This window comes from Enhygromyxa salina, assembly GCF_000737335.2.
Taxonomy (GTDB): domain Bacteria; phylum Myxococcota_A; class Polyangia; order Nannocystales; family Nannocystaceae; genus Plesiocystis; species Plesiocystis salina_C.
In genome coordinates, this window is the sequence record NZ_JMCC02000085.1 from 1 (window position 1) to 15,102 (window position 15,102).

Consider the following 15,102-nt stretch of genomic DNA (forward strand, 5'->3'; position numbering starts at 1 on the left):
GGTCTGCTCGGCGTGGATGGGTCGCGGTGGAGTCGCCACGGGTGGGCTGTCGGCCCCACCAGATCGGCTTTGCAGGTTTTCTTCGCCTGCCTCCAAAAAATCCCAAGCACTAAGCCCTTCCCCACCTAAAATCCAGAGTACAGGACCTTCGGACAGGGCCAAATGCGAGATCGCGCACAAGGCGTCGCTCCCCGCGACCCGAGGACAGGACCTTCGGGCAGGTCCAAATGGGTCAGGTCCTTCGGGCAGGCGACAGCTAGCTGGCGACAGCTCAAATGCGCGGGCAGCAGTCTGGCGACAGGTCCTTCGGGCAGGTCCAAATGCGGGCAGGCGACAGCTGGCGACAGCTCAAATGCGCGGGCAGCAGTCTGGCGACAGGTCCAAATGTGCGGGCAGGTCCAAATGTGCGGGCAGGTCCAAATGCGCGGGCAGCAGTCTGGCGACAGGACCTTCGGGCAGGTCCAAATGTGGGCACGGGCAGGTCCAAATGTGGGCAGAGGACAGGACCTTCGGGCAGGTCCAAAAAGCCGCAGGGTGGGCTCAGTCGCGATTTGAAGGCCCCGCGCGATCCGCAAGCACCCCCGGCGCCATCCGCTCATGAACCCCCACCGCCACCCCGCGCCCATCCCGCACACCCCCCAACACCTCCTCATAACACGCAAGCTCCCGAGCCCCGCACGCCTCAATCTCATACCGCTCAACCCACCCCCGCCCCTTCCGCCCGAGCTCCACCATCCCGCCCCACCGCCCCAAATCAACCACCGCCTCCGCAACCCGGCCCACCTCCCCCACCGCAAACCCTCGACCGCAACCGCCCCCCCTCACCAACTCCAACACCCCGTCCCCCACCCCAACCACCGCCGCCCCACTCGCCATCGCCTCCACACACCCGCCCCACCCACCGTCTCGACCCGGCAGCACAACCGCGACATCACAAGCAGCCAACCACCGCGCCCGCAGTTCCACATCCGCGAAACCACACACCTGCACCAAAGGATGCAAACCCCCGAAGCGATCCACCGCCTCACTCCCCGCAGCATGCACAACCACCACCGGATCGCGAGCGAGCCCCCGGCAAAGCGCAGCATACAATCGCGGCAACAGCTCCACATCCGCGCGCGCGGGTGCGTCGATGCAGATCACCATTCGCCCCCCAGCCCGCAGCGCCTCGGCCGACTCCGGCGCCGCCCGATCCGGCGAGAAGCGCTCGAGATCCACCCCTCGCGGCGCAACATAGATCCGATCCACCCCCCGCCCCCACAGGTCCAGCGCCGCGCTTCGGCTTCCAACCACGACCGCGTCCAGGCTCCTCAACCCCTGCTTGGTCCACCACCCCAGCGCCCGCCCGCCAACCGCCGCGAGTCGCTCATCCACGCGCCCGAGCTCCCGCCGCACCGCCCCGCCCAGTGCATCCGCCTGCCAAGCCCCGATCAACGCCGGCCGCGGATCCAAGCGAAGCCCCGACAGCTGCACCAACGCCGGCATCGAGGCTGGCGATCCACACACGATCACCGAAGGCCGGTGCAGCTGCACGAGCGCCCGCAACCGTGCCGGCCGCACCAGCACCGGTTGATCCAAGCCCGCGATGCGCTGGCCCTCGACGTGCTCAATCAAGAACTCACGCCCACGCGCTTGCGTCCACGTCCCCGCCCCTGGCCTGACGCTCACCCAGCGGACCCGCCCTGCACCCGCGCGCTGTCGTTCGTCGTCCACGCGCGGATCGACGAAGTTGCTGACCTCGAGGATCGTGAGCACCCCCCGACCCTGCCACGCCAAGGCCGAACCATCGAGCGCTCCGCCAAACCCCACGCCGCGGGCTCGACCGGCGGCGGCAGCGGGCTCAGCCAGCGTGAGGCGTTGGCGAAACGCTCACGTCGAGCCGTTCGATCTTCGCGCGACGCCCGAACACCCACTCGTGTTCAGTTCACCGCGGAACCGTGCCCGCGAGCCGGATCAGCGCTCCCGATCGACCCAAACAAACGCTCACGGCGAAGTACCAACATCAAACACCGCCAGCGCCTGCTCCCGCTGCTCGCCGCCCGGCTCCACCTCCCACCACAAGCCCAAGACCAACCTGCCCTCCCCAGCCAAGCTCAGCTCCCCGATGCTCCAACCCCGCAGCTCGTACAATTCCTGCCTGCAATCAAACTCCCCACCCAACGAGTGACTGACAACGTGCACCCGTCGATCTCGCCTACCACCTGGCAAGTAAAGAGTTACGTCAACCACTGACACCGCGCCGACCAAGCGCCCGCCCACGGTCATGATCTCCGAAGCCTGCAGCTCCGACCAGCCCGCCCACTCGGCTGGCGTGCTCCACAGCAAGCTGTGGCCGCTCACGTAGGCGTTGATGATGCTGCGCGCCGGATCGTCGGCGTAGCTCGAGCGCCGCTCACCAACATAGACCCGCTGATCCCGATCGCTGCTCAGCGCAATCCGGTCCCAAGCCGAGACATCGCTGCCGAGCAGCGCGACCCCGGTTGGCTCACCGTCTTGTTCATTCACGGTAAACAACGAAACGGTCGCCGAGTCCAGCCAAGACTTGTGGCCCATGAACGAGAGCCCCGCCTCGCTCCACACCAAGCCAAACAACCCATTTTGGGCCGCGCCACCGGTGTCGGGGCTGACGCCCGCGTAGCCGACCTGCGTCCACGCCACCTGATCCTCATCGCGGCTCTGCAGCACCAGCTGCGAACCAAGCGGGTCGATCTCCTTACCGTCCTGATCGTAGTAGACCAAGCGCCCACCCAAGAACTGCTGCCCCGCATGCGTCGTCAATGCGTACGTCCGGATCAGCCCCCCCTCGTACTCCAGCGCCGCGCTCCATGAGAGCGTCCCGTCGAGATCCACGCGGTGAAGCCGATCGGGCTCAACGCCAAACCACCCGCTCGAGACCACCCAGATCACCGGCTCGCCTGGTTGATGCGAGACCAGCCCGCACAGCCCACCCAAGCTGGGCAGCCGGGTCAGCTCGTCGAGGCTGTCATCGTCACCCAGCCGACTCAACACCAGAGCCCCGCTGCCACGCTCTGCGAGCAACACCAAGCCCGTCGGCGTGACGTCGCACAGCTGCGCGCCCTCGAGCATGATCACCCGCGGCTCCCCAACGCAGGCAGCCGGCGGCTCGATTCTATCCTCGTTGCAAGCAACCACCAGCCCCAACGTCAGCAACAGATGCCAGGGATTCGGCCGCATCCCCACAGCATATACCAACCCGAGCGCACCCGGCCCGCAGTCTCAGCGCCCGAGCGCGTCGATCTCCCACGCGTACACGCTCTTGCCCGCGCGGGTGAGCCCCGGCAACAGGTCACCAAACGCGTTGGCCTCGATGATCCGGTGCCGCGAGAACCCCGGCTCGAGCAACAGGTCCACTCCAACGTGCAAGCAACCATGGGCCGCAAACACCTGCTCGCAGCTGCGCATCGCGGCGGCCCAGGCGGCTTCGGGCACTTGCCGCTTCAGCGCCTCGAGGTCGCCCCGCTGCCCGCCAAGGTGCAAGTTGGTGATCGGATGCCGGCTCTGTCGCACCACACAAAACGCGGGCTCGCCCGCGATCACCACGACCCGCAGGTCAAACACGCGATCATCCAGGCGGGCCTTGGCCACGGCGCGCTCGATCTGCACCCCCTCGCGCAACAACCATTGCAGCAGCCCGTCCACTTCGTCGCGCTCGCGCAGCCGCTGCAAGCGCAGCGAATTGAAGCGGCCGTGCTCAGTCGTCGCCACGGTCGTCAGCAGATCATCGCGCTGCCCATCCGGCCGCCGCGGCGCGTGGCGGTACAGCGCCAGACACGAGGCCGACGAGGCACACGAGAGCTTCACGAACACGGCCGGCCAGCGCGCACAGACCATCGCCTCACGCAGCTGCGCGGGTGTCTGAACATGAACCAGATCCGGCAGCACCTCGGGCACCGGGACCCCCAGCGCGGCGTAGCGACGCGAGGTCTCGCGCTTGTCGAACAGCACCCGCAGATCCGCGACGGGGTTGAGCACGCGCCACCGCGGCCGCGCACGAAACACCTGTTCGAGGGTCTCGAGGTACGCCATGAACCCAGCGTGATGCTGACGCGGCGCGACGATCTGGCCAAACCGCGGCGGCGTCATGGCCAACTGAGCCCGCGAGCGTCGCTCGCAAGCGGCCGCGTCGGGCAACGCGTCCGCGCCAAGCTCTAGCAGCGCGCGCTCGACCTCCGGGTCCTCGCCGCACGCGTCGATCCGCACGCTCAAGGGCTGGTCGGGCACCCTGGCCAGCACCGAGGGATCCGCGATCAGCTCGCGGTGAGACAGCAACAACGGGGCCGGGTGCCCGCCACGGGCGAGCGCCTCGACAAATCCGGTGACGCGGCGATTGTCGAGGTTGCCAATGATCAAATACTGCATCGCAAGCGGGGCATCAGAATCACTCACCGACCGAGGTGTAGTAGTACGCCTCGTCATCCCCGTAGTCATCGGCCTCGCGCTGCTCGCCGAGCATCACGATCCGACCCAGGGCCCCGCGCAGCTTGTCGCACAGCTCATCGGAGATGTAGTTCTCGCTCAGATCCAAGCTGCGAAGCTTGGAGAACTTGCTGGCGTTGTCCACAATCGCGTTCGCCCCTCGTTCGCGCATCGTGCCCATCGACAGATCCACGCTGGTCAACCGTTTGATTACCTTGGACTTGGCCAGCGCGACCGCGATGTCGTCCTGGAATTCGCTGTTCTGCAGGCCCAGGTGCTCGAGCTTGGGCACCCCAGATCCCTCGAACAACCCCGCCAGCTGCTTGCATCGGCCGTCGCCGCCGTAGTCGCTGGTTCCAAGCCAGACCTCCATGCGCTGCAGCTGCGGGAGCTTGCACTTGCCGATGCTGGCGACCGCGCTCGCCGGCAGACCGCCGGTCTCGATCGTCAGCGACTCGAGGGTGGGATGCTCGAGCGCGCCCAGCTTGATCTCGCCGCCGCGCAGTCGAAGCGAGCGCAGCTGCGGGACCACCGGCAAGACCTTGGCGACGTTGCCAACGGCGACCCAGCTGATCTCGTTCTCGTCCGGATACTCGAAGTCACCAAGAAACAGCTCGCGCAGGTTCTCGAGCTTGCCGACCTTGATGATCGCCTCGATGCCCTTGGCGAGCGACACCGGATAGTCGTGGTCGAGCATCCCGATGTTGAGCGCGCGCAGCAGCCGAGCGGCGGGCGACTTGACCAGGGCCCCGAGCACGGTGTTGGGCGCGGTGCCTTTCCAATCGTACTCTGGGCTCTTGACGGTCGCCGACATGAACAGGCCGTAGGGTGCCTCGACGCTGGCGACCTGCGCGAAGTCCTTCTTCATCATCGCAACCAAGGTCTTGCCGTAGAGCGCCTCGGCGTGCTCGCTCTCGTAGGCCGTGATGGTATCGCTCAGCTTGGCCTTGGTCGCCGCTTTGGCGGCATCGCGCTGCAGGCCAAGGCTGATCCGCTCGCCCCACGGATCGCCCTGCGCTTGCAGCCAGTCGGCGTAGACCTGCCAGGCGCCCACGTCGGCGGGCGCGTCGGCGATCGCGGCCTCGAGCTCCAGGTTGCGAGCGCCGGCCGGCGCGGACTTGGCCGCGGCGCTGGCCTTGGTCTTGGCGTCGACCACAACCTCGGCGTAGCCCTTCTTCGTCTTCGACTTGATGACCTTCTCCGCCTCGGCCTCGGCCTTGACGCTGGACGCGAAGGTCTTGGTCTGGACCTGTCCGTCGGTGCCGAGCTTGCCGTAGCGAACCGTGAAGGCGTCGCCCTCGAGCTCGATCTCCCAAAACTTGTGCGACTTGGCGTCTTTGTACTCGAACCGGCGCATGTCTCCATGAGGCCACAAGCGCGGGCGCCAAGCCAGGCAAATGCGTCAGGGCGCCGCGACCCGGCCCAGAAATTTGGCGAGGGTGGCCGCCTTGAAGTCCTCGCTCCACTGGGTCGTCGCCGACTCGAGCACCCCCTCGCCGTACTCGTCATAGTTGTCGAACTCGACCAGCGTGACGGTGACCTTCGAGGCCAGCTGTCCGTAGGCCTCGCCGTCGAGCGCGGCGATCAAGACGGCGGCGGCGATCCGCTCGAGCTCGGCCTCGCTGCGACCGAGCTTGGGGAACCCGGCCAGATCGACGAACACCTGGACATGGCCCGCGTCGTAGGTCTGCTGCAGATAGGTGGGAACGACGGCGGGCAAGGCGTCCAGCTCGAGGTCGAGCCCTTCGAACGCGTCGGCCAATCGCTTGCCGCGCTTGGTCCCGCGCTCGAGGGGTCGACGCCGGGCCGGCTCGCGGCCGGCGAGGAACCGACTGATCCGCGGGTAGCTGAGCGCCGCCAGCACCTCGGCGGTGCGGTCGATCGCGTAGGGCGCTCCGTGGTGCTCGGAGTGCCCCCACGGCTGGGTCCCCCACGGCGACTCCACCAGCAGATCACGCAGCATCCGATCCGAGGGCTCGAGCACCAAGAACCCGAGCATCCGCCCGGCTTCCAGCAGCTCGTGGGTGGTGGCTGCGCTGGCTCGCAGGCCGTCGCGGCCGTCGGCGTCGAGCGCGGTGTTGTCGAACAAGATCACCAGCGCGCCCGACTTGCTGGCCAAGCGCTCGAGCCGAGACAGCTGCGCGAGCCAGTCTTTGCGCTTGGGGGTGTCCCGCAAGAACCGTCCGCCGTGATCGTTGATCTCGACGAAGATCACGTCAAAGCCAAGCCCGGCCGATACCAGCTTGTCGACCATGCCGACCTCGCTCTTCAGCGAGGCCGAGGGCGCGGTCCGCTGAAACAGGTCGAAGCGCAGGTTGTCACGGTAGCCAAGCTCGCGCTGCAGCTCGAGCTCGAGCCGGCGACCCAGTGAGTAGTTGCCGATCCGATCGACGAGGGTCGTGAGCGACGAACCAACCATGACGCCCAAGTAGGGGCCGCCGCGGGCGAAGGACTCCGTGCGATCGTCAAAGTAGCGATCAGGTCGAAATGCGGCGAGCGCCGCGTCGGGGGCCACGTTGGCGATCGTGTCGTAGAGCTCGACCTTCGCCCACAGGCCGTTGCGATTGCCAAACTTGATGAGCCCGAGCAGCCCGTCGGACAGCCGGAACAGCCGCGAACGATCGCGCTCGACCCAGATCAGCGAGGCATTCTTCTGCGCGACGACGTAGCTGCCACGATGAAAATAAGACACGACCGCGTTGGCCCTGGCGTTCCACAGCGCGTAGGCCTCGCCGTGCGGGATCGGCTTGACCCACGGGTAGATCTGCTCGGCCTCGAGATCGAAGAAGCGCAGGTGCACGCGCTCGCTCAGCTCCCGGTGGATCCGGGGATCGGCCTTCTTGGGCGCGAGCGGATGTTCGTCGGCGATCAGCAGGCCGCCGTAGCGCTCGACCCAGCGCAGATCCGTGATCGCCGCGAGCCCCAGCTGATCAAAGTCGAAGGGAAAGGTCTCGCGATCCTCCCACGGCAACAGCGACGCGCTGGTGTTGGAGAACGCGAGCTGCGGCTCGCCAGCCAGCGCGCCGCCGTCCTCGGTCAGCTTGGCCGCCCAGATCCGCTGGTGCTGATCCGAGAAGAACAGCCGGCCGCCGGGCGCGACGTCGAAGCGATGCGCCCGCGCGAGCTGTCGTGCTGGTGCGGTCGGGCGCGTCACCTCGCTCGGCGTCGGGCCCGTCACTTCATCCGCCGTCGCCCCATTGGGCGCCACTTCGGCGGGCGCCACCTCCACGGTCCCCCCCCGCACCCACGCCGGGGCCAAGAACGGCGTCAGCAGTTCGCGAGCCTCACCGGTGATCGTCGCGTCCGCGCCCGGCTGAACATCCAGCCCAACGCTGAGCAGCCGCCCGTCGTCACACAACATGTACAGCACGCCATCGCGGGCCCGCAGCCGCCGATAGGCGGTGCAGCGCGGCCCGGCCCAGGTCAGGGTGCGCACCCGGCCGTGGTCGGCCCGCTTGGCGTGGTCGACGATCCGCACCCGCTCGCGCCGAAGCCCGTCGATGAACACCACCGCGTCCGCGAGGATCGTTGGATGCCGCGGCCGATAGAGCCGCGCCGCCCGGGTGCTCGAGCCATCCACACCGCCGCGCTTTCCGGCCTTCCCCGCGAGCGGCTCGACCACCCGCATGTGCCCACGCAGCTGCCGAAGCATATGGTTTTGGGTGTCGGCGACGACGATCCAGCTGCCGTCGTCGTTGGTGTCGATCCCATCGGGGGCGTCAAACAGCGCCTGCCAGGCGGCCCCCTCGGCGTAGCCTTGGTCCACCCGCGAGACCAGGGTCTGGTCGACGTCCTCGGCGACGACCATCGCGGCTTCGGGCGGCCGGCTGCGCATCGGGGCCGACAGCTCATGAAGCAGGTTGAGCGCCAACAAGCGGTTGCCGCTGGGCCACAGGTGGCAGTGATCGATGAACAGATCCTCGACGAACAGCGGGTGATCCAGATCGACGAAGCGCAGGCGCGGATCAGCGAAATCGTGGACCAGCGCGCCGAGCTGGCTGTGCAGCGCGCCGAGCTTGGGTCCGGGGGTCGCCTGCTCGGCGAACCCGTCGGCCAGCGGGGTCACGAAGATCAACGAGCGACGCCCACGATCGTGCAGGCGCGACAGCGTGCGGCGCAGCGCGGCGACCTGGGCGTTGGCCGGCCCGGTGCCAGCGACCGTGGCCGAGCGGTAGTGCTCGAGCACCCGGCCGGCCGCCTGGGCCTGCGCGTGGACCAGGCCGGCGTCGACCTCACCTGCGTCGGCGGGATCGGACGCGCGGGGCACCGCCAGCCCGTAGACGGTGTCGAGCCGCGGCCGCTCGCCCAGCGCGACGCGACGCCGGTGGACGGGCGCGCCGTCGAGCAGGACATCGTCGAGCCAGCCGGCCCCCTCGGCCAGACCGCGCCAGGCGTAGTCCAAGGTGCCCTGCGAGCCGGGCGCGAGCATCGGCGCGAGCTCGCACAGGACCTCGCGCGAGCACGCTTGCTGCTCCGCGTAGGCGGCGGAGAAGTAGCGCAGGTTGAGCTCGAGCACGACCTCGACCCGGCCTTCGGGGTCCACCCGGTCGAGCTCGGCGACGACGTGCTCGATGTCGATCGGCAACATCCCATCGAGGGCGATCTGGTGCAGGCCCAGCGCGGCCTCGGGGGCCAGCTCGGCGGCCATGTGGTCGATCACCCGCTGCTGCTCCCAGCCCTGCACGCGACCGGCCATGACGTCGCCCGCCATCACCGAGTCGCCGATCAGCAGGACCGAGCGACCGGGATCATCGGCGGCCCGACGCAGCACCCTTCGCAGCCCCCGGCGATCCTCGGGCGTCGGCGTGTTGTCGGCCGGGGTCATGCCGTGGCCAAGCACCAGATCAAACAGCCACACGAGCGCGAGCACGGCGAGGATCCGCGTCCACGGTGAGCTCGACCCGCCGCCGCCGTCGCTCGCGTCGATGATCTCGCCGCTTCGCCAGTGCACGGCGGCGGCGGTCTGCTTGCGCTTGCGTGGGGCTTCGCTCATGGCCAGGTGCTCGCCCTAAAACTGGAAGTAGATGAACGCAGGACCCTCGGACAGGCCCAGCAGCAAGGTCGCGACGATCAGCGCGCTGGCGAACACCGAGGCCGCGGTCGGCGAGCTCCAGACCCGCTCGATCAGCGCGTGCTTGCGATCGAAGTACGAGGCCAGCACGAACCCAAAGGTGAACAGGATGAACAGCGCCTGCTCGGCGCTGGGACCGTGGCCGAACCCGACCACGGCCAGCGCGAGGTCCTTGCCGATCCCCAGGGTGATCTCGCCAAACTGCCGCATGTCGGCGGCGCGAAACAAGATCCACCCGATCACGACCAGGTGAAAATTGACGAACCAGGCGATGAGTGTGCCCACCCACGCGGCGCGCCCGGTCGGCAGCAGCTTGGCGAAGCGGTCACCAAGCTGGGCGTTGATCAGCAGCAGCACGCCATGAAACAGCCCCCAGACCACGAAGGTCCAGGCCGCCCCGTGCCACAGCCCAGACAGGAACATCGTGACCGTCAGGTTGACGAGGGTGCGCCGCTTGCCCAGCTTGTTGCCACCCAGCGGAATGTAGACGTAGTCGCGAAACCAGTTTGACAGCGAGATGTGCCAGCGCCGCCAGAACGCGCCAATGTTGGTCGTCAGGTAGGGCTGGTCGAAGTTGACCATCAAGTCGACGCCAAAGATCCGCGCCGAGCCCCTGGCGATCTCGCTGTAGGCCGAGAAGTCGCAGTAGATCTGCAAGGTGAACGCGTAGGTGGCGATCAGCGCGCTCCAGCCGTCGTAGGCCCCGGGGTTCTGGTAGATCTGGTCACACAGCAGCCCGCAGTGATCGGCGATCACGGCCTTCTTGAACACACCCCAGACGATCATCTGGCCGCCGCTCACCAGGTTCTGGACCCGAAACGGGCGGGTCGCGGCTTGATCGAACTGAACCAGCAGGTGCCCGGCGCGCTCGATCGGCCCGGCGATCAGCTGCGGGAAGAAGCTGACGTACAAGAAGAAGCGCAGGAACGAGGTCGTTGGCCGGAGTTTCCGGCGGTAGACGTCGATCGTGTAGGACATGGTCTGGAACGTGTAGAAGCTGATCCCCGGGGGCAGCACCACGTCGAGCCAGGTCCCCTCGTCGCCAAGCCCAAACAGCTCGTGGAGGTTCTCGAGGAAGAAGTTGGCGTACTTGAAGTAGCCGAGCAGCCCAAGGTTGACCGCCAGGCTGACCGCCAAGATCAGCTTGCGGCGGCGCGACCGATCTTCGCCGTCGCCGCCGTCGTCGCGCCCGAGCAGGCGCCCAGCCGTGTAGTCGATGACCGCGGAGATCACGATCAGGCTGACCAGCGGCACGTTCCAGGCCGCATAGAAGACCAGGCTGGCGGCGATCAAGATGATCAGGCGCGCCCGGTAGCCAGCCCCAAAGAACAGCAAGCTCGCAACGAGCAGCAACAGCAGGTACTCGAGCGAGTTGAACTCCACGGCTTGCCTTGGGTCGCGTCCAGGACCAGGTGCTGCGACCCACGAAGGTCCGCGCGGCGGACCTTATCAGGCGATCGTCGGCGCTTCCAGACCGCCTGCGGGCCCGCGGCTCGGCCACGTGCGAGCCGCGGCGTCGCGGCCGGCCAGCACCAAAACGCGCGAGCGTCGCGGCCCTCGGAGCCCGGCAACGCAGCCCCAGCGACGGCTCGGTGCGACCCCAACGGCGCGCCCGAGCGTCGCGCTGGCGAAACTCGCAGCCGCGCCCGTGCCTCGCTGAGCTCCGCGCTCGGGCACGGGGGCCCATTGATCGCGAAGCGCAGCGCAGCCGGGCGCGGCAATTCTGTTCAGATCAAGCGCAAGATCAAACTACGTCGAAAGTCCAAAAGCCCCGGTCGAGGTATTGCCCAACGTCATGCCAGTCAGCCTGGAAGAGCACGGTGTTGCCCTGATAAGTGGTCTTCTCGATGCTCACGGGAACCGGCATCGAGACCTTCAAGTTCGCGGTCGCGAGCGGCGCGACCTGCTGGCCTGGAAAGCTGGGCGCGCTGGGGTTGGCGAAGCGCCGATCACGGGCGCCCACGGCCTCACCAACGCTGGTCACGAAGTTCGCAGGACCGACGAAGGCGTAGCCATACAGCCAGGTCGCCGCGGTGCTGTCGGGGTTGTGCACGCCGAAGGTGTAGCTGATCGTCCCGCCCGGCGAGATCGAGCCGGTCCATGCCTGAAAGATGAGCATGGGCGAGTTGACCCGGGCGAATTTGCGGACCAGCGCGTCTTCGTCGACCGCGGTGAAGTTCAGCTGCCTGCGCGCAGCGTCGGCGCGGACCACCTCGATCTCGGCGAGGACCTTGGCAATGTGCTTCAGTGGCGCTTTGGGTGTCGACATGATTCGGCTTTCTGTCTACAGAGCAGGAGTTAGACAGTTGGAGTTCACACACTGACCCCATTCGCACAGCCGGCAAGCGGCAAGCGGTGCGTGGGTGGGGCCTACGCGGGCTGGCGGCGGTCGCGAGATTCCCTGCAGATGGCCTGGCCCCGTCCACAGCACCCAACTGGCCGGGAGTTTGCCGGGAGTCCCCCCTGCGCGCGCACGGGTCTTCGCGTGATTTATGCGCACACTTCGGCAAATATACCCATTACCTGTTGGCAAGCCGGACGCGTCGCGGCACTCGGACGCGCGCGGGCGTGCGGACTTGGCAGTGGACTGCGAGGCTCGCATCCGCCCAGGTCAAGACCGGCGCGTTCCGACGGGTTCGGCCGTGGTACGCGACTTGCTTTCGGGGACGGATGCCAGGCGGACTGCGCGAGCCGAGGCGGTTCGCTGCCCACGGTGAACCAGTCTACGAAGGCGTCCGCAAGCGGGCGAGAAGCCTCCGCCCGAGCTGAAAGCAACTGAGATAAGATGGCACCACCGTTGTTCGAGACCACGACCCCGCGGCGTGCCCGGCCCTCTCAGCGAGTTCGCGTGGGCTTCTTGGTCGTCGGACTGACCCTCGCGGTGGTCCTGATCAGCGTGACGCTGTCCGCGTTCTTCGGGGCCCGCGCGCTGTCCGGGGCGGTGACCCGGGGACAGGCTGCCGTGATCCGCAGCGGGCTCGCCGACATCCAACACGGCTGGAAGAGTGGACCCACCCAGGCCGAGCTCGAGGCCGCCGTCGCCAAGCTCGAGCAGCTCGAGCAGCTCGAGCTGGGGATCCGCTACGTCGCGGTCCGCTACCCCGACGGCTCCGGGCCCCAGATCGGCGAACCCAGCCACGCGATCAGCGACGCGCAGCTGCGGGGCCTCGCCCACGACGAGATCGTCGAGATGCGCGAGGTCGTGGTCGTGGTCGTGCCGCTCGCGCCGGGTCGCCCGGATCACCCCGGCCCAAATGGTCGCCCGGATCGCATCGGCCCAAACGGTCCCCCACCCGGACACCCACGCCCGCCCGGTCACGCCGGTCCGCGGCCAGGTCACGCCGGCCCGCCGCCAGGCCACGGTCCCCCAATAGGTCCGCCCGGTCACCTGATCCTCGAGTTCGAGCCGATCATGCGGACCCAGCTGCTGACCCGGGCCCGGCGCGAGCTGGGCGTGGCGATCACCGGCGCCGCGTTGATGCTGCTGGCCTCGCTGGTGTTCTGGCGGCTGTCCCACCAGGCCGAACAGACCGAGCAGCGGCTCGCGGCGCAGCGGCAGCTCGCGGCGCTCGGCGAGATGTCGGCCGTGCTCGCCCACGAGCTGCGCAACCCGCTGGCCTCGCTCAAGGGTCACGCGCAGCTGCTGGTCGAGCAGCTAGAAGCCTCCTCCGGGCACGCCCGGGCCAAGCTCAAGGCCGATCGGGTGGTGACCGAGGCGCGGCGGCTCGAGGATCTGACCCACGGTCTGCTCGCGTTCGTGCGCGTGGGCGAGATCGTGCGCGAGATGACCTCCCCCGTTGCGATCGTCGAGTCCGCGGCGCTCGATCTCGACCGCGAGCGCGTCCAGATCGTGACCTCGTCGGCCCCGCGCGCCTGGTCGCTCGACGGGCCGCGCATGCAGCAGGTGCTGGCCAACTTGATCGACAACGCGCTGCAGGCCGCGCCCGATCAAACGGTCGAGGTCGAGGTCACCCAGCGCGATCGCACCCTCGAATTCCAGGTTCGGGATCGCGGCCCCGGCGTCCCGCCAGCCGAGCGCGAGCAGATCTTCGCGCCCTTCCACACCACCCGCACGCGCGGGACCGGGCTTGGGCTCGCGGTCGCCCGCCGGATCGTCGAGCTTCACGCCGGCGAGATCACGGTCACCGACAACCCCGGTGGCGGAGCAGTGTTCACCGTGTCGATCAGTCAGGAGTCAACATGAGCAGGATCTTGGTCGTCGATGACGAGGATGGGGTGCGCGAGTTCATGGCCGAGGTCCTCGAGGATCAGGGCTACGAGGTCGACCAGGCCAGCGACGGGGCGGCGGCGCTGACCATGCTCGAGGCCGCCGCCTACCAGCTGCTGCTGACAGATCTCAAGATGCCGCGGCTCGGCGGCATGGAGTTGGTTCGGCGGATCCGCGCCGAGCAGCCCGAGCTTGGCGTGATCGTGCTGTCGGCCCACGGCTCGGTCGCGGACGCGGTCGAGGCCATGAAGCTCGGGATCTTCGACTTCCTGCAAAAGCCGCTCGACAGCCCGACGCAGCTGCGGCTGCTGGTCGCCCGCGCGCTCGAGCGCCAGCAACTCGAGAGCCTGCGCGAGGCCACCCGCGAGCGGCCCAACGCCGACCCGCTCGGCTATGGGGCGCCGATCATGGAGCCGGTCGTCGCGGCCCTGCGCAAGGTCGCGGTGACCGACGCCACCGTGCTGCTCAACGGCGAGAGCGGGACCGGCAAGGAGGTCGCGGCCCGAGCCGTGCACGCGTGGAGCCGCCGCGCCGACGGGCCCTTCATCGCGGTCAACTGCGCGGCGCTGTCGGCCAACCTGCTCGAGAGCGAGCTGTTTGGCCACGAGAAGGGCGCGTTCACGGGCGCCAGCGCGCGTCGACGCGGCCGCATCGAGCTCGCGGCGGGCGGCAGCTTCTTCCTCGACGAGGTCGGCGAGCTCGATCTGGACCTCCAAGCCAAGCTGCTGCGCGTGCTGCAAGAGCGAGAGTTCGAGCGGGTCGGCGGCAACCAAACCATCCGCGCCGAGGTCCGCTGGATCGCCGCGACCAACTGCGATCTCGAGGCCATGATCGCAGCCGGTCGGTTCCGGGCCGACCTCTATCATCGGCTCGCGCTGTTTCCCGTGCACATGCCCGCGCTCCGGGACCGTCGGCAGGACATCGTGCCCCTCGCCAACCGGCTGCTGCAGCGGATCGGGGTCGAGCTGGGTCGCCCCCACCTGCGCCTGGCCGACGATGCCCGCGAGGCGCTCGAGGCCGCGAGCTGGCCGGGCAACGTGCGCGAGCTGGCCAACACGCTCGAGCGCGCGGCGATCCTGGCCGACGGTGATGCGCTTGGCGGCGACGTCCTGTTCGCGCTGCCGGGCCGGCCCAAGTCCGCCTACACCAGCGCGCCCACGCCCACGCCCACGGGTCACGCCAACGGCCACCTGCAGACCCTCGCGGAGCTCGAGCAGCAGGCGATCCTCGCCGCCCTCGAGCACCACGACGGCAACCGCCGCAAGGCCGCCGACGCCCTCGGCATCGGCCTGCGCACGCTCTACGACAAGCTCAAGCGCTACGAGTCTGGGGCTTGACCCGGCTCCGGCGCGCCCTTCAAAATACC

General features: G+C 68.3%; 9 protein-coding genes. 2 read left to right on the top strand and 7 right to left on the bottom strand.

The window, feature by feature from the left end:
• Nucleotides 1-540 precede the first annotated feature (540 nt).
• From DB30_RS43440 to DB30_RS28405, 7 genes are all read right to left on the bottom strand, one after another.
• Complete coding sequence (locus DB30_RS43440; RefSeq protein WP_477181447.1) at nucleotides 541-1,485, bottom strand: glycosyltransferase; 945 nt, start codon at nucleotides 1,483-1,485, stop codon at nucleotides 541-543.
• Nucleotides 1,486-1,983: 498 nt separating this feature from the next.
• Entirely contained in the window at nucleotides 1,984-3,195 is a 1,212-nt protein-coding gene (locus DB30_RS28380; protein ID WP_146660981.1) for a hypothetical protein, read from the bottom strand.
• A 42-nt stretch (nucleotides 3,196-3,237) separates the two neighbouring features.
• Nucleotides 3,238-4,407 (bottom strand): STM4014 family protein, encoded by a 1,170-nt coding sequence (locus DB30_RS28385; RefSeq protein WP_240480350.1) that lies wholly within the window; start codon nucleotides 4,405-4,407, stop codon nucleotides 3,238-3,240.
• Nucleotides 4,400-5,794, bottom strand: a complete 1,395-nt coding sequence (locus DB30_RS28390) for a WGR domain-containing protein (protein ID WP_052554780.1) — start codon at nucleotides 5,792-5,794, stop codon at nucleotides 4,400-4,402. Before DB30_RS28390 ends, DB30_RS28385 begins: the two co-directional genes overlap by 8 nt.
• Nucleotides 5,795-5,839: 45 nt before the next feature.
• Entirely contained in the window at nucleotides 5,840-9,430 is a 3,591-nt protein-coding gene (locus tag DB30_RS28395; protein ID WP_052554782.1) for an NHL repeat-containing protein, read from the bottom strand.
• A 15-nt stretch (nucleotides 9,431-9,445) separates the two neighbouring features.
• A complete protein-coding gene (locus tag DB30_RS28400) occupies nucleotides 9,446-10,891 on the bottom strand; it encodes an MBOAT family O-acyltransferase (protein ID WP_052554784.1) in 1,446 nt (481 codons plus the stop codon).
• A gap of 361 nt (nucleotides 10,892-11,252) precedes the next feature.
• Nucleotides 11,253-11,777, bottom strand: a complete 525-nt coding sequence (locus DB30_RS28405; protein WP_052554787.1) for a hypothetical protein — start codon at nucleotides 11,775-11,777, stop codon at nucleotides 11,253-11,255.
• Nucleotides 11,778-12,293: 516 nt separating this feature from the next.
• Here DB30_RS28405 and DB30_RS28410 point away from each other — a divergent pair.
• Nucleotides 12,294-13,712 carry a sensor histidine kinase gene (locus DB30_RS28410; protein ID WP_146660983.1) on the top strand — a complete coding sequence of 473 codons (1,419 nt, stop codon included), beginning with the start codon at nucleotides 12,294-12,296 and terminating at the stop codon, nucleotides 13,710-13,712.
• Nucleotides 13,709-15,073 (top strand): sigma-54-dependent transcriptional regulator, encoded by a 1,365-nt coding sequence (locus tag DB30_RS28415; RefSeq protein ID WP_052554791.1) that lies wholly within the window; start codon nucleotides 13,709-13,711, stop codon nucleotides 15,071-15,073. Before DB30_RS28410 ends, DB30_RS28415 begins: the two co-directional genes overlap by 4 nt.
• Nucleotides 15,074-15,102 lie beyond the last annotated feature (29 nt).

What these genes read in the sequence shown, in the direction of transcription:
- DB30_RS28390 (WP_052554780.1), bottom strand. Translation starts at nt 5,794, where the DNA reads ATGCGCCGGTTCGAGTACAAAGACGCCAAGTCGCACAAGTTTTGGGAG.
- DB30_RS28395 (WP_052554782.1), bottom strand. Translation starts at nt 9,430, where the DNA reads ATGAGCGAAGCCCCACGCAAGCGCAAGCAGACCGCCGCCGCCGTGCAC.
- DB30_RS28405 (WP_052554787.1), bottom strand. Translation starts at nt 11,777, where the DNA reads ATGTCGACACCCAAAGCGCCACTGAAGCACATTGCCAAGGTCCTCGCC.
- DB30_RS28415 (WP_052554791.1), top strand. Translation starts at nt 13,709, where the DNA reads ATGAGCAGGATCTTGGTCGTCGATGACGAGGATGGGGTGCGCGAGTTC.
- DB30_RS28410 (WP_146660983.1), top strand. Translation starts at nt 12,294, where the DNA reads ATGGCACCACCGTTGTTCGAGACCACGACCCCGCGGCGTGCCCGGCCC.
- DB30_RS28380 (WP_146660981.1), bottom strand. Translation starts at nt 3,195, where the DNA reads ATGCGGCCGAATCCCTGGCATCTGTTGCTGACGTTGGGGCTGGTGGTT.
- DB30_RS43440 (WP_477181447.1), bottom strand. Translation starts at nt 1,485, where the DNA reads ATGCCGGCGTTGGTGCAGCTGTCGGGGCTTCGCTTGGATCCGCGGCCG.